The 26,988-nt window shown below is 58.4% G+C and carries 22 protein-coding genes and 1 pseudogene; 13 read left to right on the forward strand and 10 right to left on the reverse strand.

Features of this window, described 5'->3' with window-relative positions; genetic code table 11:
- The first annotated feature begins 138 nt into the window (after window positions 1-138).
- On the forward strand, window positions 139-453 hold the full coding sequence (locus ACZZ0K_RS23830; protein ID WP_258707399.1) for a tetratricopeptide repeat protein: 315 nt from the start codon (window positions 139-141) through the stop codon (window positions 451-453).
- Between the two features lie 51 nt (window positions 454-504).
- Here ACZZ0K_RS23830 and ACZZ0K_RS23835 read toward each other — a convergent pair whose 3' ends face one another.
- On the reverse strand, window positions 505-1,392 hold the full coding sequence (locus tag ACZZ0K_RS23835) for a lysophospholipid acyltransferase (protein ID WP_150743205.1): 888 nt from the start codon (window positions 1,390-1,392) through the stop codon (window positions 505-507).
- Between the two features lie 41 nt (window positions 1,393-1,433).
- Window positions 1,434-1,991, reverse strand: coding sequence for a DNA-3-methyladenine glycosylase I (locus ACZZ0K_RS23840; RefSeq protein ID WP_252885078.1), 558 nt, complete (start codon window positions 1,989-1,991; stop codon window positions 1,434-1,436).
- Between the two features lie 81 nt (window positions 1,992-2,072).
- Between ACZZ0K_RS23840 and glyQ the strand changes: the two genes are divergently transcribed.
- The 4 genes from glyQ to ACZZ0K_RS23860 all read left to right on the forward strand — a co-directional run bounded on the left by glyQ (window position 2,073) and on the right by ACZZ0K_RS23860 (window position 6,485).
- Complete coding sequence (gene glyQ, locus ACZZ0K_RS23845; RefSeq protein WP_003187265.1) at window positions 2,073-3,026, forward strand: glycine--tRNA ligase subunit alpha; 954 nt, start codon at window positions 2,073-2,075, stop codon at window positions 3,024-3,026.
- On the forward strand, window positions 3,023-5,077 hold the full coding sequence (gene glyS, locus ACZZ0K_RS23850; protein WP_095182327.1) for a glycine--tRNA ligase subunit beta: 2,055 nt from the start codon (window positions 3,023-3,025) through the stop codon (window positions 5,075-5,077). The genes glyQ and glyS overlap by 4 nt, the downstream gene beginning before the upstream one ends.
- A 4-nt stretch (window positions 5,078-5,081) precedes the next feature.
- Complete coding sequence (gene gmhB / locus ACZZ0K_RS23855; RefSeq protein ID WP_252879160.1) at window positions 5,082-5,621, forward strand: D-glycero-beta-D-manno-heptose 1,7-bisphosphate 7-phosphatase; 540 nt, start codon at window positions 5,082-5,084, stop codon at window positions 5,619-5,621.
- Between the two features lie 84 nt (window positions 5,622-5,705).
- Window positions 5,706-6,485: a lysophospholipid acyltransferase family protein gene (locus ACZZ0K_RS23860; RefSeq protein ID WP_041476517.1), complete on the forward strand. Its 780-nt coding sequence runs from the start codon at window positions 5,706-5,708 to the stop codon at window positions 6,483-6,485.
- A gap of 170 nt (window positions 6,486-6,655) precedes the next feature.
- Here the strand turns inward: ACZZ0K_RS23860 and ACZZ0K_RS23865 are convergent, their stop codons facing one another.
- On the reverse strand, window positions 6,656-8,191 hold the full coding sequence (locus tag ACZZ0K_RS23865; RefSeq protein ID WP_258707398.1) for a sensor histidine kinase: 1,536 nt from the start codon (window positions 8,189-8,191) through the stop codon (window positions 6,656-6,658).
- Between the two features lie 164 nt (window positions 8,192-8,355).
- Between ACZZ0K_RS23865 and ACZZ0K_RS23870 the strand changes: the two genes are divergently transcribed.
- Window positions 8,356-9,075: a response regulator transcription factor gene (locus ACZZ0K_RS23870; protein ID WP_073470814.1), complete on the forward strand. Its 720-nt coding sequence runs from the start codon at window positions 8,356-8,358 to the stop codon at window positions 9,073-9,075.
- Window positions 9,076-9,131: 56 nt separating this feature from the next.
- Here ACZZ0K_RS23870 and gyrB read toward each other — a convergent pair whose 3' ends face one another.
- From gyrB to dnaA, 4 genes and pseudogenes are all read right to left on the reverse strand, one after another.
- A complete protein-coding gene (gene gyrB, locus ACZZ0K_RS23875) occupies window positions 9,132-11,549 on the reverse strand; it encodes a DNA topoisomerase (ATP-hydrolyzing) subunit B (RefSeq protein ID WP_024014948.1) in 2,418 nt (805 codons plus the stop codon).
- A 5-nt stretch (window positions 11,550-11,554) separates the two neighbouring features.
- A pseudogene (gene recF / locus ACZZ0K_RS23880) lies at window positions 11,555-12,656 on the reverse strand (DNA replication/repair protein RecF).
- Window positions 12,657-12,670: 14 nt separating this feature from the next.
- Window positions 12,671-13,774: a DNA polymerase III subunit beta gene (dnaN, locus tag ACZZ0K_RS23885; protein ID WP_016772390.1), complete on the reverse strand. Its 1,104-nt coding sequence runs from the start codon at window positions 13,772-13,774 to the stop codon at window positions 12,671-12,673.
- Between the two features lie 39 nt (window positions 13,775-13,813).
- Window positions 13,814-15,337, reverse strand: a complete 1,524-nt coding sequence (gene dnaA, locus ACZZ0K_RS23890; RefSeq protein WP_150743202.1) for a chromosomal replication initiator protein DnaA — start codon at window positions 15,335-15,337, stop codon at window positions 13,814-13,816.
- A gap of 566 nt (window positions 15,338-15,903) precedes the next feature.
- Between dnaA and rpmH the strand changes: the two genes are divergently transcribed.
- The 5 genes from rpmH (at window position 15,904) to mnmE (ending at window position 19,825) form a co-directional block, all read left to right on the forward strand.
- Entirely contained in the window at window positions 15,904-16,038 is a 135-nt protein-coding gene (gene rpmH / locus ACZZ0K_RS23895; protein WP_003213577.1) for a 50S ribosomal protein L34, read from the forward strand.
- 16 nt (window positions 16,039-16,054) lie between these two features.
- Window positions 16,055-16,456 (forward strand): ribonuclease P protein component, encoded by a 402-nt coding sequence (gene rnpA / locus ACZZ0K_RS23900; RefSeq protein ID WP_024014946.1) that lies wholly within the window; start codon window positions 16,055-16,057, stop codon window positions 16,454-16,456.
- Window positions 16,449-16,694 (forward strand): membrane protein insertion efficiency factor YidD, encoded by a 246-nt coding sequence (yidD, locus tag ACZZ0K_RS23905; RefSeq protein WP_027901580.1) that lies wholly within the window; start codon window positions 16,449-16,451, stop codon window positions 16,692-16,694. The genes rnpA and yidD overlap by 8 nt, the downstream gene beginning before the upstream one ends.
- Before the next feature lie 2 nt (window positions 16,695-16,696).
- Entirely contained in the window at window positions 16,697-18,376 is a 1,680-nt protein-coding gene (gene yidC, locus ACZZ0K_RS23910; protein WP_041476523.1) for a membrane protein insertase YidC, read from the forward strand.
- Window positions 18,377-18,457: 81 nt separating this feature from the next.
- On the forward strand, window positions 18,458-19,825 hold the full coding sequence (gene mnmE / locus ACZZ0K_RS23915) for a tRNA uridine-5-carboxymethylaminomethyl(34) synthesis GTPase MnmE (protein ID WP_258707397.1): 1,368 nt from the start codon (window positions 18,458-18,460) through the stop codon (window positions 19,823-19,825).
- A 41-nt stretch (window positions 19,826-19,866) separates the two neighbouring features.
- On the opposite strand, the gene ACZZ0K_RS23920 is transcribed toward mnmE, so the two are convergent.
- From ACZZ0K_RS23920 to ACZZ0K_RS23930, 3 genes are all read right to left on the reverse strand, one after another.
- Window positions 19,867-22,302, reverse strand: a complete 2,436-nt coding sequence (locus tag ACZZ0K_RS23920; RefSeq protein WP_258707396.1) for a TonB-dependent siderophore receptor — start codon at window positions 22,300-22,302, stop codon at window positions 19,867-19,869.
- Window positions 22,303-22,420: 118 nt separating this feature from the next.
- Entirely contained in the window at window positions 22,421-23,368 is a 948-nt protein-coding gene (locus ACZZ0K_RS23925) for a FecR domain-containing protein (protein WP_258707395.1), read from the reverse strand.
- A complete protein-coding gene (locus ACZZ0K_RS23930) occupies window positions 23,368-23,874 on the reverse strand; it encodes a sigma-70 family RNA polymerase sigma factor (protein ID WP_258707394.1) in 507 nt (168 codons plus the stop codon). The genes ACZZ0K_RS23925 and ACZZ0K_RS23930 overlap by 1 nt, the downstream gene beginning before the upstream one ends.
- A gap of 568 nt (window positions 23,875-24,442) precedes the next feature.
- Here ACZZ0K_RS23930 and mnmG point away from each other — a divergent pair.
- Both mnmG and rsmG read left to right on the forward strand, forming a co-directional pair.
- Window positions 24,443-26,341, forward strand: coding sequence for a tRNA uridine-5-carboxymethylaminomethyl(34) synthesis enzyme MnmG (mnmG, locus tag ACZZ0K_RS23935; protein WP_123441913.1), 1,899 nt, complete (start codon window positions 24,443-24,445; stop codon window positions 26,339-26,341).
- On the forward strand, window positions 26,338-26,982 hold the full coding sequence (gene rsmG / locus ACZZ0K_RS23940) for a 16S rRNA (guanine(527)-N(7))-methyltransferase RsmG (protein WP_016772399.1): 645 nt from the start codon (window positions 26,338-26,340) through the stop codon (window positions 26,980-26,982). The genes mnmG and rsmG overlap by 4 nt, the downstream gene beginning before the upstream one ends.
- The last annotated feature ends 6 nt before the right edge of the window (window positions 26,983-26,988 follow it).

Below are 26,988 nucleotides of genomic sequence, written 5' to 3' on the forward strand. Positions count from 1 at the left end.
CGTTGCCCGTGATGGCCCCTTCGCGAGCAGGCTCGCTCCCACAGTGGAATGCATTCCAAATGTGGGAGCGAGCCTGCTCGCGAAAGCGGTTTGACAGACTCGCAGGTTCTCTGACGAACAATAGAAAGGAATCCGCCAATGCTCGAATCCCTGGAAAAAATGCTCGCCAAGGGTGTGGATAACGCGCTGTTGCGCTTCGGTCTGGGCAAGGGTTATCTGGACTTGGGTGAAAACGCCAAGGCTGCCGAGCATTTTCAGCGTTGTGTCGCTTTCGATCCGAAATACTCGGCAGCGTGGAAACTGCTGGGCAAGGTGCAGCTGGCGCTAGGCGATCACGCCGCTGCGCGTCAGGCCTGGGAGCAAGGCCTGGCAGCGGCCCGCGCCCACGGTGACAAACAGGCCGAAAAGGAGATGACGGTGTTCCTGAAAAAGCTCGAGCGACAGGCGCCTTGAGCTATAGACAGCACAAGGCGTCTCCATTGACCGTCATCAGATCGAAGCCGCTCAGTACCAGCGCGCCTCGCCCGGCGGACGCTTCTTGAAGCGTTTCATGCTCCACATGTACTGGCTCGGATACGCCGCAACATAACGTTCCACTACCTTGCTCATCGCCGCGCAGGACTCTGCGGTATCGGTGCTGTACATCGCTTCGGGCGCGGCTTCGAGAATCACTTTGTAGCCCGAGCCGTCAGGCAGGCGCAGGGCGTGCAGGAACACACCGACCGCTTTGCCGCCGGCCAACATGTTCGGCACGAATTTGCTGGTCAGCGCCTGAGTTGCGAAGAACGGCACGAAAATCCCGGCGGATTCGGCCGGTTCCGGGTCGGCGGGAATGCCCACGGCACCACCCTTGCGCACTTCCTTGATGACGCTGAGAATGCCTTCCTTGGTCGACGCCGCGACCTTGTTGCCCAGCTGCACGCGCTGTTTGCGCAGCAATTCATCCACTGCCTTGAGCTTCGGCGGACGATAGAAAATGATCGGTTTGCACTGGCTGCAATAGAAGTGGTTGAGCACTTCCCAGTTGCCGAGGTGGCTGGTGATGCCGACCACGCCTTTGCCCGAAGCGAGCGCCTCCTTGAGCACATCGAGGCCTTCGACTTCACGGACCAGATCGATTGAGCGCTGCGCCGGCCAGATCCACGCGCAGGCGCTTTCGGTCAGCGACTTGCCGATGTCCTTCAAACTCTGTCCGACCAGACGCTCACGTTCGGCCGCATCCATCTGGGGAAAACACTTGGACAGGTTGATCCGCACCACGTCGCGGGAACGATTGGGGGTTTTCCACATGATCCAGCCGATCGCCGAACCCACGGCCTGCACGGCCCGCCATGGCAGCAGGGCAAACAGCCGCAGAGCGCCTACCAGCAAGGCGCCTTTAAACTTTTCCACAGGTCACTCCTGATCTTTGTGCTGTGCGCGAGGCGGGCATTCTAACCGGCGTTGGCGAGCTGCGCGTAGCGGTCGCAATCCTGGGTGTGGTCCATGACCATGCCCGAGGCCTGCATCAGCGCGTAGCAAATGGTCGGACCGACGAAGGTGAAGCCGGCTTTTTTCAGCGCTTTGCTCATCGCCAGCGCTTCGGGGGTGATCGCCGGGACTTCGCTGCGATCCTTGAAATGATTGATGATCGGTTGGTCGCCAACAAACGACCACAGAAATGCCACCGGATCCTCCAGCGCCAGCCACGCCTGGGCATTGCGCCGGGCGGCGTTGAGTTTCAGGCGATTGCGGATGATGCCCGGGTCGAGCATCAGTTCGTCGATCTCGGAGTCACTCATCTGCGCCACGCGCTGCACATCGAAGCCGAACAGCACCTGACGGTAACGCTCGCGCTTGCGCAGCACAGTGATCCACGACAACCCGGCCTGGAACCCTTCGAGCAAAAGCAACTCGAACAAACCCTGCGCATCGCGCAGCGGCGTGCCCCACTCCTGATCGTGATAAGCCATGTACAGCGGATCTTCGGTACACCAAAAGCAGCGTGGCATAAGGCTCCAGGGGGCGTGCGCAGCAACGAATCGGGTATACTCCCGCTCTTTAAATCGCAGCCCAAGAAACAGGTGAATTTCGTGAGCCAGCCTACGCCAGCCGTGCGTACCTTCCAAGACTTGATCCTCGCGCTCCAGCAATACTGGGCCGAGCAAGGTTGTGTGGTACTTCAGCCCTACGATATGGAAGTAGGCGCCGGCACTTTCCACACCGCGACCTTCCTGCGCGCCATCGGCCCGGAAACCTGGAACGCCGCGTACGTGCAGCCAAGCCGCCGTCCGACTGACGGCCGTTACGGCGAAAACCCGAACCGTCTGCAGCACTACTACCAGTTCCAGGTCGTGCTCAAGCCGAACCCGGACAATTTCCAGGAACTGTACCTGGGCTCGCTCAAGCATGTCGGCCTCGACCCGCTGGTGCACGACATCCGCTTCGTCGAAGACAACTGGGAATCGCCGACCCTCGGCGCCTGGGGTCTGGGCTGGGAAGTCTGGCTCAACGGCATGGAAGTCACTCAGTTCACCTACTTCCAGCAAGCGGGCGGCATCGAGTGCTACCCGGTGACCGGCGAGATCACATACGGTCTCGAGCGCCTGGCGATGTACCTGCAAGGCGTCGATTCGGTCTACGACCTGGTCTGGGCTGACGGCCCGTTCGGCAAAGTCACCTACGGCGATGTGTTCCACCAGAACGAAGTGGAGCAGTCCACTTACAACTTCGAACACGCCAACGTCGACAAACTGTTCGAGCTGTTCGACTTCTATGAAAGCGAAGCCAAGCGCCTGATCGAACTCGACCAGCCGCTGCCGTTGCCGAGCTACGAAATGGTGCTGAAGGCGTCGCACACCTTCAACCTGCTGGATGCGCGCCGGGCGATCTCGGTGACTGCGCGTCAGCAATACATTCTGCGCGTACGCACCCTGGCGCGTTCCGTTGCGCAAGCCTACCTGCTGGCCCGCGCCAAGCTGGGCTTCCCGATGGCGACCCCGGACCTGCGTGACGAAGTACTGGCCAAGCTGGAGGCTGCACAATGAGTGCGCAAGATTTTCTGGTTGAACTGGGCACCGAAGAACTGCCACCCAAAGCCCTGAACACTTTGGCTGATGCGTTCCTCGCCGGTATCGACAAGGGCCTGCAAGCCGCTGGCCTGAGCTACGAAAGCAAAACCGTTTATGCCGCGCCACGTCGTCTGGCTGTGCTGATCACTGCGCTGGCCACTCAGCAGCCGGATCGCAGCATCAACCTCGATGGCCCGCCACGTCAGGCCGCGTTCGACGCTGACGGCAATCCGACTCAGGCCGCCCTGGGCTTTGCCAAGAAGTGCGGCGTCGAGCTGAGCGAAATCGACCAGAGCGGTCCGAAACTGCGTTATAGCCAGAACATCGCCGGCAAGCCGACCGCGAGCCTGCTGCCGACCATCGTCGAAGATTCGCTGAACGACCTGCCGATCCCGAAACGCATGCGTTGGGGTGCGCGCAAGGAAGAATTCGTGCGTCCGACCCAGTGGCTGGTGATGCTGCTCGGTGACCAGGTCATCGACTGCACGATCCTCGCGCAGAAGGCTGGCCGTGAATCCCGTGGTCACCGTTTCCATCATCCGGAGAGCGTGCGCATCGGTTCGCCGTCGAGCTACCTCGCCGACCTGCGTGCCGCGTATGTATTGGCCGATGCCAACGAGCGTCGCGAGATCATCAGCAAGCGCACCGAGGAGCTGGCCACCCGTCAGGAAGGCACCGCGATCGTGCCGCCGGCACTGCTCGACGAAGTGACTGCGCTGGTTGAATGGCCTGTGCCGCTGGTGTGCTCGTTCGAAGAACGCTTCCTCGACGTGCCGCAGGAAGCGCTGATCACCACCATGCAGGACAACCAGAAGTATTTCTGCCTGCTGGATGCCGACGGCAAGTTGCTGCCACGTTTCATTACCGTGGCCAACATCGAAAGCAAAGACCCGCAGCAGATCATCGCCGGTAACGAGAAAGTGGTGCGCCCACGCCTGACCGACGCCGAGTTCTTCTTCAAGCAGGACAAGAAGCAGAAACTCGAAGACTTCAACCTGCGCCTGCAGAACGTGGTGTTCCAGGAAAAACTCGGCAGCGTCTACGACAAGGCCGAACGCGTATCGAAACTGGCCGCGTACATCGCCGCACGTATCGGCGGCAACGCGTCGTGGGCTGCCCGCGCGGGCCTGCTGTCGAAGTGCGACCTGGCCACCGAAATGGTCGGCGAGTTCCCTGAGATGCAAGGTGTCGCCGGTTACTACTACGCCCTCAATGACGGCGAGCCGCAGGACGTCGCGCTGGCGCTGAACGAGCAGTACATGCCACGCGGTGCCGGTGCCGAATTGCCAGCGACCCTGACCGGTGCAGCTGTCGCCATCGCCGACAAGCTCGACACTCTGGTCGGCATCTTCGGTATCGGCATGCTGCCAACCGGCAGCAAAGACCCGTATGCCCTGCGCCGTGCGGCACTGGGCGTGCTGCGTATCCTGATCGAAAAGAAACTCGATCTCGACCTGAACGACGCCGTGGCGTTCGCCGTGACTGCATTTGGCGGCAAGGTCAAGGCGGCCGGCCTCAACGAAGCCGTGCTGGAATTCATCTTCGACCGTCTGCGTGCGCGTTATGAAGACGAAGGCGTCGACGTCGCCACTTACCTGTCGGTCCGTGCCCTCAAGCCGGGCTCGGCGCTGGACTTCGACCAGCGTGTGCAAGCGGTTCAGGCCTTCCGCAAACTGCCGGAAGCGGCAGCGCTGGCGGCGGTGAACAAGCGCGTGTCGAACCTGTTGAGCAAAGTCGAAGGCTCGGTACCGACCGTGGTCGAAGCGAAGTATTTCGACAACGCCAACGAGTTCTCGCTGTACTCGGCGATCCAGCAAGCGGATCAGGCCGTGCAGCCAATGGCCGCAGCGCGTCAGTACAACGAATCGCTGGCACGCCTGGCGGCACTTCGCGAGCCGGTCGACGCGTTCTTCGACGCGGTGATGGTCAATGCCGACGACGCCAATGTGCGGGCTAACCGTTACGCGCTGCTGGCGCGCCTGCGTGGCCTGTTCCTCGGTGTTGCCGACATTTCGCTGCTGGGTTGAGGGATTGCTGTTGAAACTGCTGATTCTCGATCGTGACGGCGTGATCAATTACGACTCCGATGCCTACATCAAGTCGGTAGAGGAGTGGATCCCGCTGCCCGGCTCGATCGAAGCGATCGCGCAGTTGAGCAAGGCCGGCTGGACGGTGGCGGTGGCCACCAACCAGTCGGGCATTGCTCGCGGCTATTACGACCTCGCCACCCTCGAGGCCATGCACGCGCGCCTGCGCGAGCTGGTCGCGGAGCAGGGCGGTGAAGTCGGTTTGATCGTGTATTGCCCGCATGGCCCGGATGAAGGTTGCGAGTGTCGCAAACCGAAACCGGGAATGCTCAAAACCATTGCCGAGCATTACATGGTGCCGTTGACCAATGTCTGGTTCGTCGGCGACAGCCTTGGTGACCTGGAGGCCGCCAAAGCCGTCGATTCACAGCCAGTTTTGGTGAAGACCGGGAAAGGCGAAAAGACTCAGGGTAAAACCCTGCCGGTTGGCACCCTGATTTTTGACGATCTGGCGGCGATTGCCGCAGAACTTATCCACAACTAGAGTACTTCTGAATTTCCTGGCCAGGGATTGCTCGGGAGTGCGCTTGAACAGTCGGGGCATTGCCCCGTAACGGTAACCGTCGCCATGTCGATACTGCGGGCCTTCAGAATCTTTGTTTTTTATCTGCTGCTGGGCACAACAGCGTTGCTGTGGTGCAGTCTGAGCTTTTTCATCGCGCCGTTTCTGTCCTTCAAGGCGCGCTATCGTTTCATCAACGTGTACTGGTGCCGTTGCGCCCTGTGGCTGACCAAGGTTTTCCTTGGCATCCGCTACGAAATCAAAGGTGCGGAAAACGTGCCTGACCGGCCCTGCGTGATTCAATCGAACCACCAGAGCACTTGGGAGACGTTCTTTCTCTCCGCTTATTTCTCGCCATTGAGCCAAGTGCTCAAGCGCGAATTGCTCTACGTGCCGTTCTTCGGCTGGGCCATGGCCATGCTGCGCCCGATCGCCATCGACCGCGACAACCCGAAGGCCGCGCTCAAACAAGTCGCGGCCAAAGGCGACGAGCTGCTCAAGGATAACGTCTGGGTGCTGATCTTCCCCGAAGGCACACGAGTCCCCTACGGCACTGTCGGAAAATTCTCCCGCAGTGGCAGCGCATTGGCGGTGAATGCGGCGCTTCCGGTGCTGCCGATTGCACACAATGCCGGCAAATTCTGGCCAAAAATCGGCTGGGGCAAACAGGCCGGAGTGATCACCGTGGTCATTGGCGAACCGATGTATGCCGAAGGCAGCGGGCCGCGCGCCATCGCTGATCTGAATGACCGCGTGCAGGCGTGGAACGAAAAGACCCAGCGCGAAATGGGCTCGCTGCCACCGGCGCCACAGGCACCGGCCGCGAGTGACCAGCTGGCTGTCTGAATTTTGTGGATAACCTGTGTACGCTTTTGCTTAAAAAGACCGCAATTGTTTTATAACTTATTGATTTTCATAGATATTTATAAATTTATGAATTGAACAAAATCCGTGCATAAGTTTTATTCGGATGTAAAAAAACCGGCCGTTATAGCCGGTTTTTTTGTGCCCCTTTTTCATTCAGCAAGCAGCGGCAACTCGATAAGGAAAGTGGTTCCCGCATCGACCACGCTACGACACTCGATCGTACCGCCATGATGATCAATCACGGCTTTGACCATCGACAAACCCAAGCCCACGCCGTCGATGCCCTGGGCCGAAGAGAAACGCCGATACTGGCTGAACAGGTCAGGCAATTCACCGGCGGCAATGCCCTTGCCCTGATCGGTCAATTCGCAGCGCAGCCACTGTCCATCACAGCTGACCTGCAGTTGCACAGTGCTGTCTGCGGGGCTGTACTTGATCGCGTTTTCCAGCAGGTTGAACAGGGCGCGCGTCAGCAATCCCTGATCGGCCAGAATCAGCCGCTCCTGGCATTGCTCATCGACCTCGTTGAGTAGCTCGATGCGTTTCTGCTGGGCGATCGGCAGGGCCTGATCCAGCACGTCCAGTACCAGCATGGCGAACAATGTCGGGCGGAACTGGTAGGTTTCGGATTCAGCGCGCGCCAACAAGACAAAACCATCGGTCAGATCCAGCGCGCGGCGCACCTGGCGCTCAATCTGCTCGAACAGCGGCGCATCAGCACCCGCCTGATGACGATGCACATCCAGCAGGGCGAGGATCGCCGAATGGGGGGCGCGCAGGTCGTGGGACAGAAAACGCAGCAGGACGCCGCGCTGCTCCTCAGCCGCACGCTCGGCACTCAAGTCCGTCAGGCTGAGCAGCCAACCGATCGGCGTATCGCCGTCGACCGGCAGCAGCGCCGCTCTTTCCAGGCGCAGACTGCGTTCCTTGTGATCGCGAAATTCCAGCAGCGGCAGCGTGGCCAGCGGCGGTCGCGGCGTTGTGGATAATTCCGGATAGCCGAGCCGTGCCAGTTGATCGAGTACGTCATCGCCCACCAGCGCAACCTCGAACAACTCGCGCGCCTTGCGATTGCCCAGCAGGATCTTGCCCAGCGGATCACTGATCAGCGTCGCCACCGGCAGGTATTCCAGGCCATCGGCAATGAACCGCCGGGTGTCGCGGGTGCGGCTCATGGCTTGTTCGAGCGCCATGATCTGGCCCTGCAAACGGTCGGCACCGGTGAAGCGGGTCCGCCGACGTTCAGGGAAGACTTTCGGTTCGCTGTCCAGACGTGCCAGCTCCCAGCCAAAATAGGTCAGCACAACACTCAGGCGTCGCCAGTTCCAGATCAGGTAACCGAACAACATCCCCAAGGCTGCTGGCGTTGGCGACCACCAGTAGCGGACTTCGGCCAGCAGGGCGCTGGCGATCAGCGCACAGGCCATACCGACCAAGGTTACCCACAGCGCCCAACGCGGCCGCCACAGCAATAATCCCAGCACACCCGCGACCATCGCCACGGACAACAGAGCGCCGGGCGCTGGCGACGGATTGTGCAGATTGATCTGGGCGCGATAAGACAACAAGGCAGTCAGCGGCAACAGCACTAGACTTATCCACAACCACTCGCGCACCAGCCGCCGGAACAGACGCTGGACCTGGCTCGGCTCACGACTTTCACGTCGGCGTTGAGGGTTACGCATGAGGCAAAGGGCAGGGCAGTGGATAGGGTTTCATAGGTCTCGGGTCGGAGGCGTAGACCCGAAGAATCATAGCGGACGTCGACCACCGACGGGCTGCTTCTTTCATCGCGGCCGGGGAGTCGCTATTGTCGACATCCCAGCCCCAGCGACAAGGAACACCGCCGATGCGCGTTGCCATTCTGGACGACGAACCCGCCGAACTGCGCCGGGTCGAGCAAACCCTGGAGCAAATGGCCGAAGCGGGCGAGCAGCCGTGGTCACTGCACAGCTTCGAGCGCGGCGAAGACTTGTTGCGCCAGCTGCGCCGGGAAACCTTCGACCTGTTGATTCTCGATTGGCAACTTCCTGATCTCACGGGTCTGGCACTGCTGCGCTGGACCCGCGAACACATGGACGCGCCACCCGCTGCAATCATGCTCACCAGCCGCGATGGCGAGAGCGATATCGTTCAAGCCTTGAATGCCGGGGCTGACGATTATGTCAGCAAGCCGTTTCGCCCCAATGAGTTGAAGGCGAGGGTGGCTGCGGTATTGCGTCGGCATAGCCAACCGCGCAGCGCGGCGGGCGAAATACAGACGTTTCACGATCTGACTTTCGACGACGCCGAACTGACCGTCACCCGTGAAGGCAAACCGATCCTCATGACCGAACGCGAATACCGCCTGGCGCGTTGCCTGTTCAGCAACCTGGGGCGGCCATTGTCGCGGGATTACCTGTACGAGCGCTTCTGGCCGAACGAGGAGACAACTTCTTCGCGGCCACTGGATACGCATATCTACCGATTGCGCAACAAGCTCGGGCTGACAGCGGATCGGGGTTGGCAGTTGCTGACAATTTATGGGTATGGGTATCGGTTGGAGAGTGTCGGCACTGGAAATGAGTGAGGCCAAAAAAACCCCGGCATTGGCCGGGGTTTTTCATGAGCGGGTAGCAATCAGGATCAGAAATCCAGGTTGGAAACCGCCAATGCGTTGCTCTCGATAAAGTCTCGGCGAGGTTCGACCGCATCACCCATCAGGGTGTTGAAGATCTGGTCTGCACCGATGGCGTCTTCGATGGTGACTTTCAGCATGCGCCGCACGCTTGGGTCCATGGTGGTTTCCCACAGCTGATCCGGGTTCATTTCGCCCAGACCTTTGTAGCGCTGGATGGTGTGGCGCTTGGTGCTTTCGGCCATCAGCCAGTCGAGGGCTTCCTTGAACTCGGTAACGGCTTTCTTGCGCTCGCCACGCTGGATGTACGCGCCTTCGTCGAGCAGGGTGCTCAATTGGGCGCCCAAAGTGACCACGGTTTTGTAGTCGTTGCTGCCGAAGAAGTCGCGGTTGAAGGTGACGTAGTTCGACAGGCCGTGGGAGATCAGTTCGACCTCTGGCAGCCAGACGCCACGTTCGCGATCTTCACGCAGGCTGGCCTTGTAGACCAGGCCGGACTTCTCGTTGGTGCGCAGGCGAACTTCGTACTGGGCCAGCCACTCTTGCATCGCTGCGTGGTCGCCCAAGGTTTCCAGACTGACGGCCGGCAGATAGATGAAGTGCTCGGTCAGCTCCTGAGGGTACAGACGCGACAGACGCTTGAGGGTCTTCATGACCATGCGGAAGTCGTTCACCAGACGTTCCAGCGCTTCACCGGAAATGCCCGGGGCTTCTTCGTTCAGGTGCAGGCTTGCATCTTCCAGGGCCGACTGCGTCATGTACTCTTCCATGGCGTCGTCGTCTTTGATGTATTGCTCTTGCTTGCCTTTTTTGACTTTGTACAGCGGTGGCTGGGCGATGTAGATGTAGCCACGCTCGATCAGCTCCGGCAGTTGACGGAAGAAGAAGGTCAGCAGCAGGGTACGGATGTGCGAACCGTCGACGTCAGCATCGGTCATGATGATGATGTTGTGATAGCGCAGCTTGTCGATGTTGTACTCTTCGCGACCGATGCCGCAGCCCAGCGCGGTGATCAGCGTGCCCACTTCCTGGGACGAGATCATCTTGTCGAAGCGTGCCTTCTCGACGTTGAGGATCTTGCCCTTCAACGGCAGGATCGCCTGGGTCTTGCGGTTACGTCCCTGCTTCGCAGAACCGCCCGCGGAGTCACCTTCCACCAGGTACAGTTCGGACAGCGCCGGGTCTTTTTCCTGGCAGTCAGCGAGCTTGCCCGGCAGGCCGGCGATGTCCAGCGCGCCTTTGCGGCGGGTCATTTCACGGGCCTTGCGCGCAGCTTCACGGGCACGGGCGGCGTCGATCATCTTGCCGACCACCAGCTTGGCTTCGTTCGGGTTCTCCAGGAGGAAGTCGGAGAAGTATTTGCCCATCTCCTGTTCCACCGCAGTCTTCACTTCGGAAGACACCAGCTTGTCTTTGGTCTGCGAGCTGAACTTCGGATCCGGCACTTTCACCGAGATGATCGCGGTCAGGCCTTCACGAGCGTCGTCACCGGTGGTGGCGACTTTGTGCTTCTTCGCCAGACCTTCCTGCTCGATGTAGTTGTTCAGGTTACGCGTCAGTGCCGAGCGGAAGCCCACCAGGTGGGTGCCGCCGTCGCGCTGCGGAATGTTGTTGGTGAAGCACAACAGGTTCTCGTTGAAGCTGTCGTTCCACTGCAGGGCGATTTCCACGCCGATGCCGTCTTCACGCTGGATGTTGAAGTGGAACACCTGATTGACCGCAGTCTTGTTGGTGTTCAGGTATTCAACGAACGCACGCAGGCCGCCTTCGTACTTGAACAGCTCTTCCTTGCCGCTGCGCTCGTCCTTGAGGACGATGCCGACACCGGAGTTGAGGAAGGACAGTTCACGAATGCGCTTGGCGAGGATGTCCCAGCTGAAGTGAATGTTCTTGAAGGTTTCGCTGGAAGCCTTGAAGTGGATCTGGGTACCGGTGGTTTCGCTGTCGCCAACGATGGCCATCGGTGCCTGAGGCACGCCGTGGACGTAGGTCTGTTCCCAGATCTTGCCACTGCGGCGAACGGTCAGGACCAGTTCTTCGGACAGCGCGTTCACCACCGACACACCTACGCCGTGCAGACCGCCGGATACTTTGTAGGAGTTGTCGTCGAACTTACCGCCAGCGTGGAGGACGGTCATGATGACCTCTGCGGCGGAAACGCCTTCCTCTTTATGCACGTCTACCGGGATGCCACGACCGTTGTCTTTAACGGTGATGGATTCGTCCGGGTGAATGATGATGCTGATGTCGTCGCAATGGCCGGCGAGGGCTTCGTCGATCGAGTTGTCGACCACCTCGAACACCATGTGGTGCAGACCGCTGCCATCGTCGGTGTCACCAATGTACATACCGGGACGTTTGCGTACGGCATCCAGGCCTTTCAGCACTTTAATGCTCGTTGAGTCGTACGTATTTTCTTCGCTCAATGCCTTCACTCCCGATGGTCGTGGGTCTGGGTGATACGGCCCTGTTCCACGTGGAACAAAGCGACTGGCGTTTCCGTCTGCCAGCCTTCCCTCAGTAATTCGTGATCTACACAGGTGATAAACACCTGGCAGCGTAAGTCTTCCAGCAAGCGGCATAGCGCGCGACGGTGGCTCTCGTCCAGCTCGGACGGCAAGTCATCCACCAGATAAATACACTGTCCGCGACGGGCCTGGCTGACCAGGTGCCCTTGGGCAATCCGCAGTGCACAGACCACAAGCTTCTGCTGACCCCGGGACAAAATGTCCGCGGCATTGTGTGCGCCCAATCTGAGACGCAAATCAGCTCGTTGCGGTCCGGCCTGGGTGTGCCCCATCTGCTGGTCCCGTTGTACGGAAGCGGCGAGTACGGCGCTCAATTCGCGGTCCTTGTCCCAGCCTCGGTAATAGCTGAGCGTCAAACCCTCGAGCTCAACCAGTTCGCTCAAGGTCTGTTCGAAGACCGGTTTCAAGGCTGTGATGTAAGCGCGGCGGTATTCATCGATTTCAGCGCTGGCCTGGCACAGTTCCCTGTCCCAAACCGCTTGCGAAACGGCGTCAAGTGTACCATGCCGCAGCCAGGAGTTTCTCTGGCGCAGCGCCTTCTGCAAACGCTGCCAAGTGGCCATGAAACGCGGTTCGACGTGGAACACGCCCCAGTCGAGAAACTGCCGGCGAATCTTCGGCGCGCCTTCCAGCAGACGGAAGCTGTCCGGGTTGATCAACTGCAGCGGCAGGATCTCCGCCAACTGCGCAGCGCTACGGGCGTTCTGGCCGTCGATGCGAATCTGGAACTCGCCCTGACGGTCGCGGGAAATCCCCAGCGCACTGTGTCCGCCTTCAGCCAGCTCAACCTGACCGAATACGGTACAGGCGAGCTGTTCGTACTGAATAACGGGCAACAGCCGCGTGCTGCGAAACGAACGGGCAAGCCCCAGCAGATGAATGGCTTCCAGAACACTGGTTTTGCCGCTGCCGTTGGCGCCGTAAAGAATGTTGATGCGGGGGAGGGGAGAAGGTCACCGGGTGCAGATTGCGCACCGCGGTGACCGAAACACGACTTAACGACATTCAGGATCAGCTGATTACAGACGCATCGGCATGACAACGTAAGCCGAATCGTCATTGTCGGACTCTTGCACCAGCGCACTGCTGTTGGAGTCGGACAGGATCAGGCGAACCTGCTCGGTGGTCATCACGCCCAGCACGTCGAGCAGGTAGCTGACGTTGAAGCCGATCTCCAGCGAGCCGCCGTTGTATTCAACGCCCACTTCTTCTTCCGCTTCTTCCTGCTCCGGGTTGTTGGCCTGGATCTTCAACTGACCGCTGGCCAGTTGCAGACGGATACCGCGGTACTTCTCGTTGGACAGAATCGCGGTACGGCTGAACGCTTCACGCAACGCCTGACGATCGCCGAGTACCAGCTTGTCACCACCTTTCGGCAGGACGCGCTCGTAATCCGGGAATTTACCGTCGACCAGTTTCGAGGTGAAAGTGAACTCGCCTGTGGTGGCGCGGATGTGGTGCTGGCCGAGGACGATGCTGACATTGCCATCCGGCTCGGTGAGCAGACGCGCCAGTTCGAGGATACCTTTGCGCGGCACGATCACCTGATGGCGATCCGGCTGACCGATATCGGCCTGCATCGAGCACATCGCCAGACGGTGTCCGTCGGTGGCCACGGCGCGGATCACACCAGCGGAAACTTCCAGCAGCATGCCGTTGAGGTAGTAACGCACGTCCTGCTGGGCCATGGCGAAGCTGGTGCGTTCGATCAGACGACGCAGTTTGCTTTGCTCCAGGCTGCAGGTCAGCGAGCCCGGGCCTTCTTCGACGGTCGGGAAATCGTTGGCCGGCAGGGTCGACAGGGTGAAGCGGCTACGACCGGCCTTTACCACCAGCTTCTGCTCGTCGACCTTGATGTCGATCAGCGCATCGTTGGGCAGGCTTTTGCAGATATCCATCAGCTTGCGCGCCGGCACGGTGATGGAACCGGTTTCGGCCGGCTCTTCGAGTTGCACACGACCGACCAGCTCGACTTCCAGGTCGGTACCGGTCAGCGACAGTTGCTGGCCTTCGACGACCAACAGCACGTTGGACAGTACCGGCAAGGTCTGTCGGCGCTCGACGACGCCTGCGACCAGTTGCAGGGGTTTCAACAGGGCTTCGCGTTGAATGGTGAAATGCATGGTCTAGTCCCTTGCCTTAATAAGCTGCGCTGGTGTTCATCAAGTGGTCAGTGTACGCAGCAGGTTCTTGTAGTCCTCGCGGATGTCCGCGTCGGATTCCTTAAGTTCGTTGATCTTGCGGCAGGCGTGCAGCACGGTGGTGTGGTCGCGGCCGCCAAACACATCGCCGATTTCCGGCAGGCTGTGGTTGGTCAGTTCCTTGGACAACGCCATGGCCACCTGACGCGGACGAGCCACCGAGCGCGAACGGCGCTTGGACAGCAGGTCGGAAATCTTGATCTTGTAATACTCGGCTACGGTGCGCTGAATGTTATCCACAGAAACAAGTTTGTCCTGCAACGCCAGCAAGTCTTTGAGGGATTCGCGAATCAGCTCGATGGTGATGTCGCGGCCCATGAAGTGCGAGTGAGCGATCACACGTTTCAGCGCACCTTCCAGCTCACGGACGTTAGAGCGAATGCGCTGAGCAATGAAGAATGCGGCGTCGTGTGGCAGATCGACTTTGGCCTGATCGGCCTTCTTCATCAGGATCGCCACGCGGGTTTCCAGCTCAGGCGGCTCGACCGCAACGGTCAGTCCCCAGCCGAAGCGGGACTTGAGGCGTTCTTCAAGGCCTTCGATTTCTTTCGGGTAGCGGTCACTGGTGAGAATGACCTGCTGACCACCTTCAAGCAGCGCGTTGAAGGTGTGGAAAAACTCTTCCTGGGAACGCTCCTTGCGGGCGAAGAACTGAATATCGTCGATCAGCAAGGCATCCACCGAACGGTAGAAACGCTTGAATTCGTTGATGGCGTTCAGTTGCAACGCCTTGACCATGTCGGCCACGAAGCGCTCGGAATGCAGGTACACGACCTTGGCATTCGGATTCTTCTTTAATAGATGGTTGCCCACCGCGTGCATCAAGTGGGTTTTACCCAGGCCGACACCACCATAAAGGAACAGCGGGTTGTAACCGTGCTTGGGATTGTCCGCCACCTGCCAGGCCGCCGCACGGGCGAGCTGGTTGGATTTACCTTCAACGAAGTTTTCGAAGGTGAACGTGCGATTCAGGTAACTGGTGTGCTTGAGCGCACCTTCTACCTGCACGGTGCGCTGCTCCGCTCGAACCGGGGCCTGCTGCGAAGCGGCGCCGGCCATCGGGTCGAAGCTGTCGCGGGAAGGTTCTTCGCTGACTTCAGCGGCCTTCTGTGTGGAACGTTTGGCCGGAGCAGGCGCGGGCGCCGGTGCCGGGTTGCTCGCTGGCACATTATTGGCCTGCGCCTGAGCAACCTGCGCGGCCGCCAGTGGCGCATTGGGTGCAGCGCGAGGTGCCGAGCTGCGTTTGCTGCCTATTAACAAGGACAGCGCCGGCGTCGAGCCATTGCCGTGCTCATCCAGCAGTTCAAGAACGCGGCCCAGGTACTTTTCGTTGACCCAGTCCAACACGAAACGATTCGGTGCGTAGACGCGCAACTCGTCGCCTTCGGCTTCGACCTGTAGTGGACGGATCCAGGTGTTGAATTGTTGGGCAGGCAGCTCTTCGCGCAAAAGCTCCACGCACTGCTGCCAAAGTTCCACTGACACGGATATCCCCTAAGTTGAAAGCCGGTGAGGCAAAAACAAGCGGCCATTGTAGCGGCGAGCGGTTCACTTATCCACATGCAGGTAGGTCCATCGCCATCATTTATCAATGCGTTAAAGCATTAAAAGGCGACCAACGGCACATGAATAAGCCCTGTGGATAAACACCTCTGGGGGCACTGGACAACTGGGGGCTAAACCCGGTGGATAACCAGCCTGTGGATAACAAGCCCTTTCACACACAGCTTTTCCGATAGCGCAGCACAGGCTGAACACGGTTTTCCACTGTAGTTGTCATTCTCTGTACACCACACAAAATAAGGCCTGATAGCAGTTATCCACAGAAGATGGCGTGTCTAGCTTTTACAAGCTTTACAGAAAAGCTTTAAATAATTCCCTTCTTTATTTCTATATCTGGCTGACAGGCTTTCGAGTTCAAACCCTGCCCGGATCTATTTATAAGGAAACGCTGGTTGGAAATTGACCTGAAGGCTTGCTTTCTCTAGAATCCCCGGTCTCTTAAAACGGGGGCCATTCCGGCCCGTTGTGGACGAACCAGGTAACACGACATGAAACGTACTTTCCAACCAAGCACTATCAAACGCGCTCGTACCCACGGTTTCCGTGCTCGCATGGCTACCAAGAACGGCCGCGCAGTCCTGTCGCGTCGTCGCGCCAAAGGTCGTGCGCGTCTGGCAGTTTGATAATCCGGTACTGGAGGTGAGTCAGGACTTCAGTCGGGAAAAGCGTCTGCTTACCCCCCGGCATTTCAAGGCAGTCTTTGACTCCCCTACCGGCAAGGTTCCGGGGAAAAATCTCCTGCTCCTTGCACGCAACAACGATCTTGATCACCCCCGTCTCGGGCTGGTTATCGGGAAAAAGAGCGTGAAGCTCTCCGTTGAGCGCAATCGCCTCAAACGTCTGATGCGCGAATCGTTCCGTCTGCACCAGGATTCACTGGTCGGCTGGGACATCGTTATCGTCGCGCGCAAAGGTTTGGGTGATGTAGAAAACCCCGAATTGATTCAGCATTTCGGCAAACTCTGGAAGCGTCTGGCACGCAACAAGCCCGTTCCGGCAGTCAAAACCGAAACTGTAGGGGTAGACAGTACCGATGCGTAAACTGGCCCTCGTTCCGATCCAGTTTTATCGCTATGCCATTAGTCCTTTAATGGCCAGCCACTGTCGCTTCTACCCCAGTTGTTCCTGCTACGCGTATGAAGCCATTGAAAATCATGGCCTTCTGCGCGGTGGCTGGCTGACCTTTCGTCGTTTAGGTCGCTGTCATCCGTGGAATCCCGGTGGTTATGACCCGGTTCCACCTGTCCCTACCTCCCGTTCTTCTTCGATGGCCGAGTAATCATGGATATCAAACGCACGATCCTGATCGTCGCCCTGGCAATCGTGTCCTACGTCATGGTTCTTAAATGGAACCAGGATTATGGCCAGGCTGCCCTGCCGACTCAGAATGTTGCTTCCAGTACGACTACATCCGGTTTGCCGGACACCGCCACTGGCACAAATGCTGCCAGTGACGATATTCCGCGCGCCGCCAGCGATACCAGCGCACCTGCCGAAACGCCGGTCGCCGCCAGCAAGGATCTGATTCAGGTCAAGACCGATGTGCTCGATCTGGCGATCGATCCACAGGGTGGCGACGTTGCGCAACTGACTCTGCCTTTGTATCCACGTCGTCAGGATCGTCCTGACGTTCCGTTCCAGCTGTTCGATAACGGCGGCGAACGTGTATATCTGGCGCAAAGCGGTCTGATCGGTACCAACGGCCCGGATGCAAACCCGGCCGGTCGTCCGGTTTATTCCTCGGAGAAGAAGGTTTACCAACTGGCTGACGGTCAGGATCAACTCGTCGTTGACCTGAAATTCAGCAAGGACGGCGTCAACTACATCAAGCGTTTCACCATGAAACGTGGGCTGTACGATGTCGCTGTCTCCTACATTGTGGATAACCAGAGCGCTCAGCCCTGGAACGGCGCAATGTTTGCCCAGTTGAAGCGCGACGCCAGCGCTGATCCTTCGTCGACCACGGCTACTGGCACCGCGACTTACCTGGGCGCCGCCCTGTGGACAAGTTCCGAGCCGTACAAGAAAGTGTCGATGAAGGACATGGACAAGGCGCAGCTCAAGGAAACGGTCACCGGTGGTTGGGTAGCCTGGTTGCAGCACTACTTCGTGACCGCGTGGATTCCGGCCAAGGGCGAAAACAACATCGTCCAGACCCGTAAAGACAGCAAAGGCAACTACATCATTGGTTACACCGGTCCGACTCTGACCGCTGCTCCGGGTGCGAAAGTTGAAACCAGTGCTGTGCTGTACGCCGGTCCGAAGAGTCAGGCTGTACTGAAAGAGTTGTCCCCAGGTCTGGAACTGACCGTCGACTACGGCATTCTGTGGTTCATTGCCCAGCCGATCTTCTGGCTGCTGCAACATATCCACGCCATTGTCGGTAACTGGGGATGGTCGATCATCTTCCTGACCATGCTGATCAAAGGGATTTTCTTCCCGCTGTCGGCCGCCAGCTACAAATCGATGGCGCGCATGCGTGCCGTGGCTCCGAAACTGGCTGCGCTGAAAGAGCAACATGGCGATGACCGGCAGAAAATGTCGCAGGCCATGATGGAGCTGTACAAGAAAGAGAAGATCAATCCACTGGGCGGCTGCTTGCCGATCCTCGTGCAGATGCCGGTCTTCCTGTCGCTGTACTGGGTTCTGCTGGAAAGCGTGGAAATGCGCCAGGCGCCGTTCATGCTGTGGATCACTGACCTGTCGATCAAGGATCCATTCTTCATTCTGCCGATCATCATGGGCGCAACCATGTTCATCCAGCAGCAGCTGAACCCGACGCCTCCGGATCCGATGCAGGCGAAGGTCATGAAAATGATGCCAATCATCTTCACCTTCTTCTTCCTGTGGTTCCCGGCGGGCCTGGTGCTGTACTGGGTTGTGAACAACTGCCTGTCGATTGCACAACAGTGGTACATCACGCGTAAGATCGAAGCGGCGACGAAAAAAGCCGAGGCGTAACTTGCACTGTGGATAACACCACTCAAAGCGCCCCCTAGTGGGGCGTTTTGCTATCTGCCACTTTTGTCTGGATGCCGCTTTATGAGCACACCCCGTGAAACCATCGCCGCTGTCGCCACCGCTCAAGGGCGCGGCGGTGTGGGCATCGTCCGTATTTCCGGGCCGTTGGCCAGCGTTGCGGCAATAGCCATCAGCGGCCGAGAACTGAAACCACGTTACGCTCATTACGGGCCGTTTTTCAGTGACGACCAGCAGGTGCTGGACGAAGGTCTGGCTTTGTATTTTCCGGGTCCGAACTCGTTTACCGGCGAGGACGTCTTGGAATTGCAGGGCCATGGCGGCCCGATCGTTCTGGACATGTTGCTCAAGCGTTGTCTGGAACTGGGCTGCCGTCTGGCCCGTCCAGGTGAATTCAGCGAGCGCGCCTTCCTCAATGACAAACTCGATCTGGCCCAGGCCGAGGCAATCGCCGATTTGATCGAAGCCAGTTCTGCACAGGCTGCGCGCAATGCGCTGCGTTCATTGCAGGGTGCGTTTTCCCAGCGTGTGCATAACCTGACCGAGCAACTGATCGGCTTGCGTATCTACGTCGAAGCCGCCATCGACTTCCCGGAAGAGGAAATCGACTTTCTCGCCGACGGCCATGTACTGAGCATGCTCGACAAAGTACGCGATGAGTTATCCACAGTGCTGCGCGAAGCAGGGCAGGGAGCGTTATTGCGTGATGGCATGACCGTCGTCATCGCTGGGCGGCCGAATGCCGGTAAATCAAGCCTGTTGAATGCTCTAGCCGGTCGCGAGGCTGCCATCGTCACCGAGATTGCCGGCACCACGCGGGATATCCTGCGCGAACATATCCACATCGACGGGATGCCGTTGCATGTGGTCGATACTGCAGGACTGCGTGACACCGATGATCATGTGGAAAAGATCGGTGTGGAACGGGCGTTGAAAGCCATCGGTGAAGCGGATCGGGTTTTGCTGGTGGTCGATGCGACCGCACCAGAAGCATTGGATCCATTTGCCTTGTGGCCAGAATTCCTTGAGTCTCGACCGGATCCGGCGAAAGTCACCCTGATCCGGAACAAAGCCGATCTGACCGGTGAAGCGATTGCTCTGGAAACCAGTGACGACGGCCACGTGACCATCAGTCTCAGTGCCAAGTCTGCCGAAGGCCTCGATCTGCTGCGTGATCATCTAAAGGCGTGCATGGGTTACGAGCAGACCTCGGAGAGCAGCTTCAGCGCACGTCGCCGGCATCTGGAGGCACTGCGCCACGCCAGCGCGGCATTGGAACATGGCCGCGCGCAACTGACCCTGGCGGGCGCTGGGGAGTTGCTCGCTGAGGATTTGCGCCAGGCTCAACATTCCCTGGGTGAAATTACCGGGGCGTTCAGTTCTGATGATTTGCTCGGACGGATTTTCTCCAGCTTCTGCATTGGCAAATAAAGAGGGGGCTGTGGATAATTCATCCACAGCCCCTTTTTTGTTCACCAGTTATAGGACACCGTACCGAGCAAAGTACGATCCTCGCCCCAGTAACAGCGACCTGCATCGTTGCATCCCGAAACGTATTCCTTATCGAACAGGTTCTTCGCGTTCAGATCGACACTCCAGTGTGTATCGATCTGATATCCAACCGCCGCGTCGACCAATGTCACGTCGCCGGCATCCAGTTTTCCGTAGAGAGAAGGCGAAGTGTAGGCAAACGCACTGTCGAAATAACGCACGCCCCCCGCCACATACATGCCTTTCAAATCGCCGTCGAGGAAGCGATATTTCGCCCAGGCCGACGCTTGATTACGCGGCACGCCGGTCATTTGATGGCCCTTGACCAGCGACGTCGCTGCATCCTTGGTGATCTTTGCATCGGTGTAGGTATAAGCCGCCGTGACATTGAGGTTCTGCGTCAGATTACTGTTGAGTTCCAGCTCCACCCCTTTGGCGCGGCTTTCGCCCACCTGGCGATAGGTTGACGTCGTTGGGTCGAAATAGGTGTCGTCCTTTTTGCGCAGGTCATACACCGAAGCGGTGAAAGCGGTGTCCCAGCCCATCGGTTCGTACTTCAAACCCACTTCGTACTGGCTGCTGGTGATCGGATCAAGCGGTGCGCCGGCATTGGAAATCTGCTGTACCGGCACGAACGCTGTTGAATAGCTGACATACGGCGTCATGCCGTTGTCGAACTGATACATCACGCCGCCCTGATAGGTGAACTTCTTGTCCTCGGAGCTGATGTTGCTGCCTCGCGCCACCTTGTCGCGGAAGTCACTGTCGACCCAGTCCTGGCGCCCGCCCAGCAGGAACAGCCAGTGGTCGTACTTGCTCTGAATCTGTGCATAAACACCCTTCATCTGCTGCTCGAGCAAAGTGTTCTGCACGGCAATTGGCGTGGTCGGATCGCGCAGGTAAACCGGGTTATACACATCGATCGGCCCGACAACGCCGGCATTCCAGTCCTGGTTGAACGAGGTGCGATCGTAGCTGACGCCAAACAGCACGGTGTTTTCCAGCTCGCCCGCCTCGAACTTGCCTTCGAGCTGGTTATCCAGCGAATACACCATGGATTTGTTGAAGCGATCGTAAGCGGTCACGTTCAACCGCGTGCCGAAACCGGCGTTGTTCAGATTGCCCGGCCAGGTTTCGTGGCGGGTGATGCGCGACTGCATGTAACGCGAGTTCTGGCGGAACTGCCAGTCATCGTTGAACGAGTGGCTGAACTCGTAACCGCTGCTCCAGGTTTCCCGTTCGAAGGTATTCCAGTCCGGATCGCCGAGCATCGTGTCTTTGGATAACCGGCCGTTGGGATTGCTCAGCAACGTACCGGCGGCCGGCAGGCCAAGCTCCATGTTGGTGTGGTCTTTCTGGTAGTTGGCCAACAGCGTCAGCGTATTGAAATCGTCGAAATTCAGGGTCAGCGAAGGGGCGACATAAATCCGGTCGTCAGGAACGTGCTCGGTCTGGGTATCGGATTTGCGCCCCAGCATCACCACGCGTCCGAGAACGTTGCCGCTGTCATTGAGCGGGCCGGAGACATCTACGCCGATTTGCCGGCGATTGTTCGAGCCATAGCCCAATTGCACTTCGCCCTGAGGCGCGGCGGTCGGGCGTTTACTGACCAGATTGACCAGACCGCCCGGCGCATTTTCGCCATACAGCAGCGACGACGGGCCACGGAATACCTCGACCCGTTCAAGTCCGTACGGCTCGGTGCTGGTGTCATAGCGATTGCCCTGCACGCGCAGTCCATCGCGCAGCAGACCGTAGCCGTAATCGGTGGCGTTGAAACCACGGATATAGAACAGGTCGCCAGCCAGGCTGTCACCGGCGGCGAATGGTGGGGCGAAGATCCCCGGCACGTAGCCGAGGACGTCGGTGAGAGTCTGGGATTTCTGATCCTTGATGCGCTGCCCGGTTACCACTGACACCGAACGCGGTGTTTGCGACAGCGGCGTACTGGTTTTCGTACCGATCCGGCTGTTTTGCGCCTTGTAGCCGACGTCGGCGGCGTAATCCAGATGCATTGGATTGCCCAACTGCGCATTGATGTTGGTCGGCGCCAGTTCCAGGGAGTCACCGCTGGGCAAGTTCTGCAGAATGTAACTGCCGGGTGCTTGTGGCACTGCCTGTAAACCCGAGCCTTGCAGCAATTGAGCGAAACCTTGTTCGACGCTGAAATCGCCATTTAAACCGGCACTGCGCAAGCGGCTGGTCTGCTGCGGCGAGAACGACAGAATCACATTGGCGGCAGCGGCGAACTGGCTCAAGGCACTATCCAGCGGGCCGGCGGCAATGGCGAAGCGCTGGGATGTCGACGCCGCGAAGGCGCTGTTGCTGATCACCAGACAGGACGCAGCGCTGGCCATCAATAAGCTGTATGCAATGCAATGTGGAGAAAAGCGCTGACGGAACGTGGGAAGACGCATGTGTGGATTAGCCCTGAAGGTGGCGAAGAGCCGCGTTTATCGCGATTACCTGTAGGGCCGGGTCAGGGCGAAAAAAGATAACCCTGCTTGAAATTATTTTTCCCCAGGCATTTTTTGATCAAGCGCTATGGCTGATCGAGACCCAGTAACGGCTGAAATAACGCACGTTGATTGGCAACGAGGCCTGAAGGTTGGCCAGCACTGCGTCGGTCGAATCGAGCCGGAAAGTCCCGGAGACCCGCAGATCCCGAGCGCGGCGATCACAATGCAATACACCACTGCGATAGCGTCCCAACTCCGCGATTACATCGCCCAGGCGCGCATCGAGAACGATTAACTGGCCGTTGATCCAGCCGACGTCTGATGGTTGGAAGGGATGACTGAGGCCGATATGTCGACTATCGAAATCCGCGCCTTCGCCTGCTTTCAGAATGAGCGCAGCAGTGGATGACTGCGCGGGTTGAACGCTGACTCGATCCTCCAGCACGCCGACCCGGGTTGAGTCCGGCATCTGATGCACCGAGAACCGGGTGCCCAAAGCTTGAATCCGCCCGTCGCGGGTTTGCACATAAAACGGCCGCTGATCGCCAAGCTTGCCGGTTTGGATGAGGATTTCACCGGCACGCAGTTGAATCAGGCGTTGCGCTGCGTCGAAAGAAACATCAATGGCCGAGTCGGTGTTGAGCTGGATCTGGCTGCCATCGGCCAGGCTGATGGTGCGACGCTGGCCCACACCGGTTTTATAGTCGGCCCAGACGTTGCCCAGGGATGTGTGTCGTTGAACGTTCCAGCCAACGAAACCTGTTCCCGCTGCAAGCAACAGCAGTTTGAGTGCCTGGCGTCTTTGTTGGCCGCTATTGAGCGCACGTCGTTTCAGATCCTGCGGCAGCGTACCTAGGTGGCGCTGCAATTGTTCCATCTGGTTCCACGCCGCCAGATGCGCTGGATCGCTGTCTATCCACAGCTGCCAGGCCTTTTGCTCGGCAAGGCTCGGTGGCTGGGATTGAAACTGCACGTACCAGCTGGCGGCAGTTTCCAATACCTGACGGTTTGCAGCGGCGGCCATCATGGCTGCGCCATGACCAGGGCGCACTCAGTCAGGGCGCGGATCATGTGTTTTTTTACTGTGGTCAGCGAGACTCTCAATTGCACGGCGATCTGTTGATAAGTCAGTCCGTCGACTTGCGAAAGCATGAAGATCTGCCGTGTTCGCGGACCCAGTCCGGTCAATGCTTTATCCACAGCGATCAGGGTTTCAATGATCAGCGCCCTGTCTTCTTCGCTGATGACTGACGCTTCCGGCCGAGCTGCGAGGGCCTGCAGATAAGCGCTTTCAATCGCCCTGCGTCTATAACGATCGATGACCAGGCCGCGCGCAATAGTCGTCAGGTAATCCCTCGGCTCACGAATATGAGCTGCATTGCGCGCCGCCAGAATTCGCAAAAACGTGTCATGCGCCACATCGGCTGCATCGCAGGCGTTGTGCAGTTTGCCCTTGAGCCAACCATACAGCCACGAATGATGTTGCTCGTAGATTTGCTCGATCGCAGCGGTGTGGGCGGGTAGGGGCATGGGAGAAACTGATGTGTTAATGATAATGGCTATTATTAGCTTCTGTTACGTCCTCTCACAATAGCCTTTTCATTTCCTGCCCTTGGCTTGCCGAGCGTCACTAATCCCACGCTGACGCTTTTTTTGCGTCCGGAAAAAGACATGTAGGCGATTTTCTATGGACTAAGCCCTGTGAATAACTGCTCCTGAGGTCAGTTGATAAAGGGGTTGAAAACTGGATATAACCCACTCTGTGGATAACCACCCCTTTCATCCACAGGCTTACACCGGTTATCCAAGGGCCTCATTGCCACATGAGCACAGGTTTTTTAATCTCTGTACACATTGTAAAACATGGCCTGTAGAGATCTATCCACAGAAATGGTGCGCAGTAAGAATAAACATAAAAACAAAGGTTTTATAAATTTCTCTCTTTTTTATTCTTTTAACCTCGAGTTCTCCACAGCTGGTTAAATTTTGTGCAAAGGGTTCTTTAGAAAGGGCGAAGTCCCTATACTTGCCGACCAGGTCCAGAAACCTGGTTTCAATATTTCCTGAATGACCTACTTAAGCAGGCACGAGGTGCGTGGTGGATTTCCCTTCCCGTTTTGAAGTGATCGTCATCGGCGGCGGTCATGCCGGTACCGAGGCAGCACTGGCGTCAGCACGCATGGGGGCAAAAACCCTGTTGCTGACGCATAACGTGGAAACCCTCGGCGCCATGAGTTGCAACCCGGCCATCGGTGGCATCGGCAAAAGCCATCTGGTCAAGGAAATCGATGCCCTCGGCGGCGCGATGGCCATGGCTACCGACAAGGGCGGCATCCAGTTTCGTGTGTTGAACAGCCGCAAAGGCCCGGCAGTACGGGCCACCCGTGCGCAAGCCGACCGAATTCTCTATAAGGCCGCTGTCCGCGAAATCCTCGAAAACCAGCCAAACCTGTGGATATTTCAACAGGCTGCTGACGACCTGATCGTCGAGCAGGAGCAAGTCCGTGGTGTCGTCACACAGATGGGTCTGCGTTTCTTCGCCGATTCCGTGGTGTTGACCACCGGTACATTCCTCGGTGGACTTATCCACATTGGTTTGCAGAATTTCTCTGGCGGTCGCGCCGGTGATCCACCGTCGATTGCTCTGGCCCACCGTCTGCGTGAGTTGCCATTGCGTGTCGGGCGCCTGAAGACCGGTACACCGCCGCGTATTGATGGCAAATCTGTGGATTTCTCGGTGATGACCGAGCAGCCGGGTGACACTCCGATCCCGGTGATGTCGTTCATGGGCAGCAAGGAGCAGCATCCGCGTCAGGTCAGCTGCTGGATCACCCATACCAATGCCCGCACCCACGAAATCATCGCGGCGAACCTCGATCGTTCGCCGATGTATTCCGCTGCCGGGGAGATCGAGGGCGTCGGCCCGCGTTATTGCCCGTCGATCGAAGACAAGATTCATCGCTTTGCCGACAAGGAAAGCCATCAGGTGTTCATCGAACCGGAAGGTCTGACCACCCATGAGCTGTATCCGAACGGGATATCCACAAGCCTGCCGTTCGACGTGCAATTGCAGATCGTGCAGTCGATCCGCGGTATGGAAAACGCGCACATCGTGCGTCCGGGTTATGCGATCGAGTACGACTACTTCGATCCGCGCGATTTGAAGTACAGCCTGGAAACCAAAGTCATCGGCGGTCTGTTCTTCGCCGGGCAGATCAATGGCACCACCGGTTACGAAGAAGCCGGCGCTCAAGGTCTGCTCGCCGGGGCCAACGCTGCGCTGCGGGCCAAGGGCAAAGAAGCCTGGTGTCCGCGCCGCGATGAAGCGTACATCGGCGTTCTGGTCGACGACCTGATCACCCTCGGTACCCAAGAGCCGTACCGTATGTTCACGTCCCGCGCCGAGTACCGCCTGATTCTGCGCGAAGACAACGCCGACCTGCGTCTGACCGAAAAAGGTCGCGAGCTCGGGCTGGTCGATGACGCGCGCTGGGCGGCCTTCTGCAAGAAACGCGAAAGCATCGAGCTTGAAGAACAGCGTCTGAAAAGCACTTGGGTGCGGCCGAACACCCCGCAGGGCGATGCGATTGCCGAGAAATTCGGCACACCGCTGACTCACGAATACAACCTGCTCAACCTGTTGAGCCGTCCGGAAATCGACTACGCCGGTCTGGTCGAAGTGACCGGGCAGGGCGCCGAAGATCCACAGGTCGCCGAGCAGGTTGAGATCAAGACCAAATACGCCGGTTACATCGACCGCCAACAGGACGAAATCGCCCGTCTGCGCGCCAGCGAAGACACGAAATTGCCTGTGGATATCGATTACACCAACATCTCCGGCCTGTCCAAGGAGATCCAGAGCAAGCTCGGCGCCACACGTCCCGAAACGCTGGGCCAGGCTTCGCGGATCCCGGGCGTGACCCCGGCAGCGATTTCGCTGTTGATGATTCATTTGAAAAAACGCGGCGCGGGCCGTCAGTTGGAGCAAAGCGCTTGAGTGCCAAGGTCACTTCGCAACACGCCGAAGAGTTATCCACAGGAGCCCGCGAGCTCGGTGTCAATCTCACAGAAACCCAGCACGAATTGCTGCTGGGTTATCTGGCCCTGTTGATCAAATGGAACCAGGCCTACAACCTGACCGCCGTGCGCGATCCTGATGAAATGGTTTCGCGGCACTTGCTCGATAGTCTCAGCGTGATGTCGTTTATCGAAAACGGTCGCTGGCTCGATGTCGGCAGTGGCGGTGGCATGCCTGGTATCCCGCTGGCGATCCTGTATCCGGACTCGCAGGTGACCTGTCTGGACAGCAACGGCAAGAAAACCCGCTTTCTGACTCAGGTCAAACTGGAGCTGAAGCTGGATAACCTGCAAGTTATCCACAGTCGCGTCGAAGCGTTCCAGCCTGCGCAACCATTCAACGGGATCATTTCCCGGGCCTTCAGCAGCATGGAAAACTTCACCAACTGGACTCGCCACTTGGGCGATGCCGATACACGCTGGCTGGCAATGAAGGGCGTTCATCCGGCCGATGAGCTGGTAGCATTGCCGGCAGATTTCAAACTCGATAGCGAACACGCCCTGGCCGTCCCCGGTTGCCAAGGCCAACGCCATCTGCTGATACTGCGCCGCACGGCATGATTGGGA

Source organism: Pseudomonas sp. AC255 (genome assembly GCF_979258175.1).

Coding starts and splice junctions, on each gene's coding strand:
- ACZZ0K_RS23860 (WP_041476517.1), top strand. CDS start 5,706: ATGTCGATACTGCGGGCCTTCAGAATCTTTGTTTTTTATCTGCTGCTG.
- ACZZ0K_RS23925 (WP_258707395.1), bottom strand. CDS start 23,368: ATGGCCGCCGCTGCAAACCGTCAGGTATTGGAAACTGCCGCCAGCTGG.
- ACZZ0K_RS23840 (WP_252885078.1), bottom strand. CDS start 1,991: ATGCCACGCTGCTTTTGGTGTACCGAAGATCCGCTGTACATGGCTTAT.
- mnmE (WP_258707397.1), top strand. CDS start 18,458: ATGAGCACACCCCGTGAAACCATCGCCGCTGTCGCCACCGCTCAAGGG.
- glyS (WP_095182327.1), top strand. CDS start 3,023: ATGAGTGCGCAAGATTTTCTGGTTGAACTGGGCACCGAAGAACTGCCA.
- yidC (WP_041476523.1), top strand. CDS start 16,697: ATGGATATCAAACGCACGATCCTGATCGTCGCCCTGGCAATCGTGTCC.
- ACZZ0K_RS23865 (WP_258707398.1), bottom strand. CDS start 8,191: ATGCGTAACCCTCAACGCCGACGTGAAAGTCGTGAGCCGAGCCAGGTC.
- yidD (WP_027901580.1), top strand. CDS start 16,449: ATGCGTAAACTGGCCCTCGTTCCGATCCAGTTTTATCGCTATGCCATT.
- ACZZ0K_RS23930 (WP_258707394.1), bottom strand. CDS start 23,874: ATGCCCCTACCCGCCCACACCGCTGCGATCGAGCAAATCTACGAGCAA.
- ACZZ0K_RS23870 (WP_073470814.1), top strand. CDS start 8,356: ATGCGCGTTGCCATTCTGGACGACGAACCCGCCGAACTGCGCCGGGTC.
- ACZZ0K_RS23920 (WP_258707396.1), bottom strand. CDS start 22,302: ATGCGTCTTCCCACGTTCCGTCAGCGCTTTTCTCCACATTGCATTGCA.
- rpmH (WP_003213577.1), top strand. CDS start 15,904: ATGAAACGTACTTTCCAACCAAGCACTATCAAACGCGCTCGTACCCAC.
- dnaN (WP_016772390.1), bottom strand. CDS start 13,774: ATGCATTTCACCATTCAACGCGAAGCCCTGTTGAAACCCCTGCAACTG.
- ACZZ0K_RS23830 (WP_258707399.1), top strand. CDS start 139: ATGCTCGAATCCCTGGAAAAAATGCTCGCCAAGGGTGTGGATAACGCG.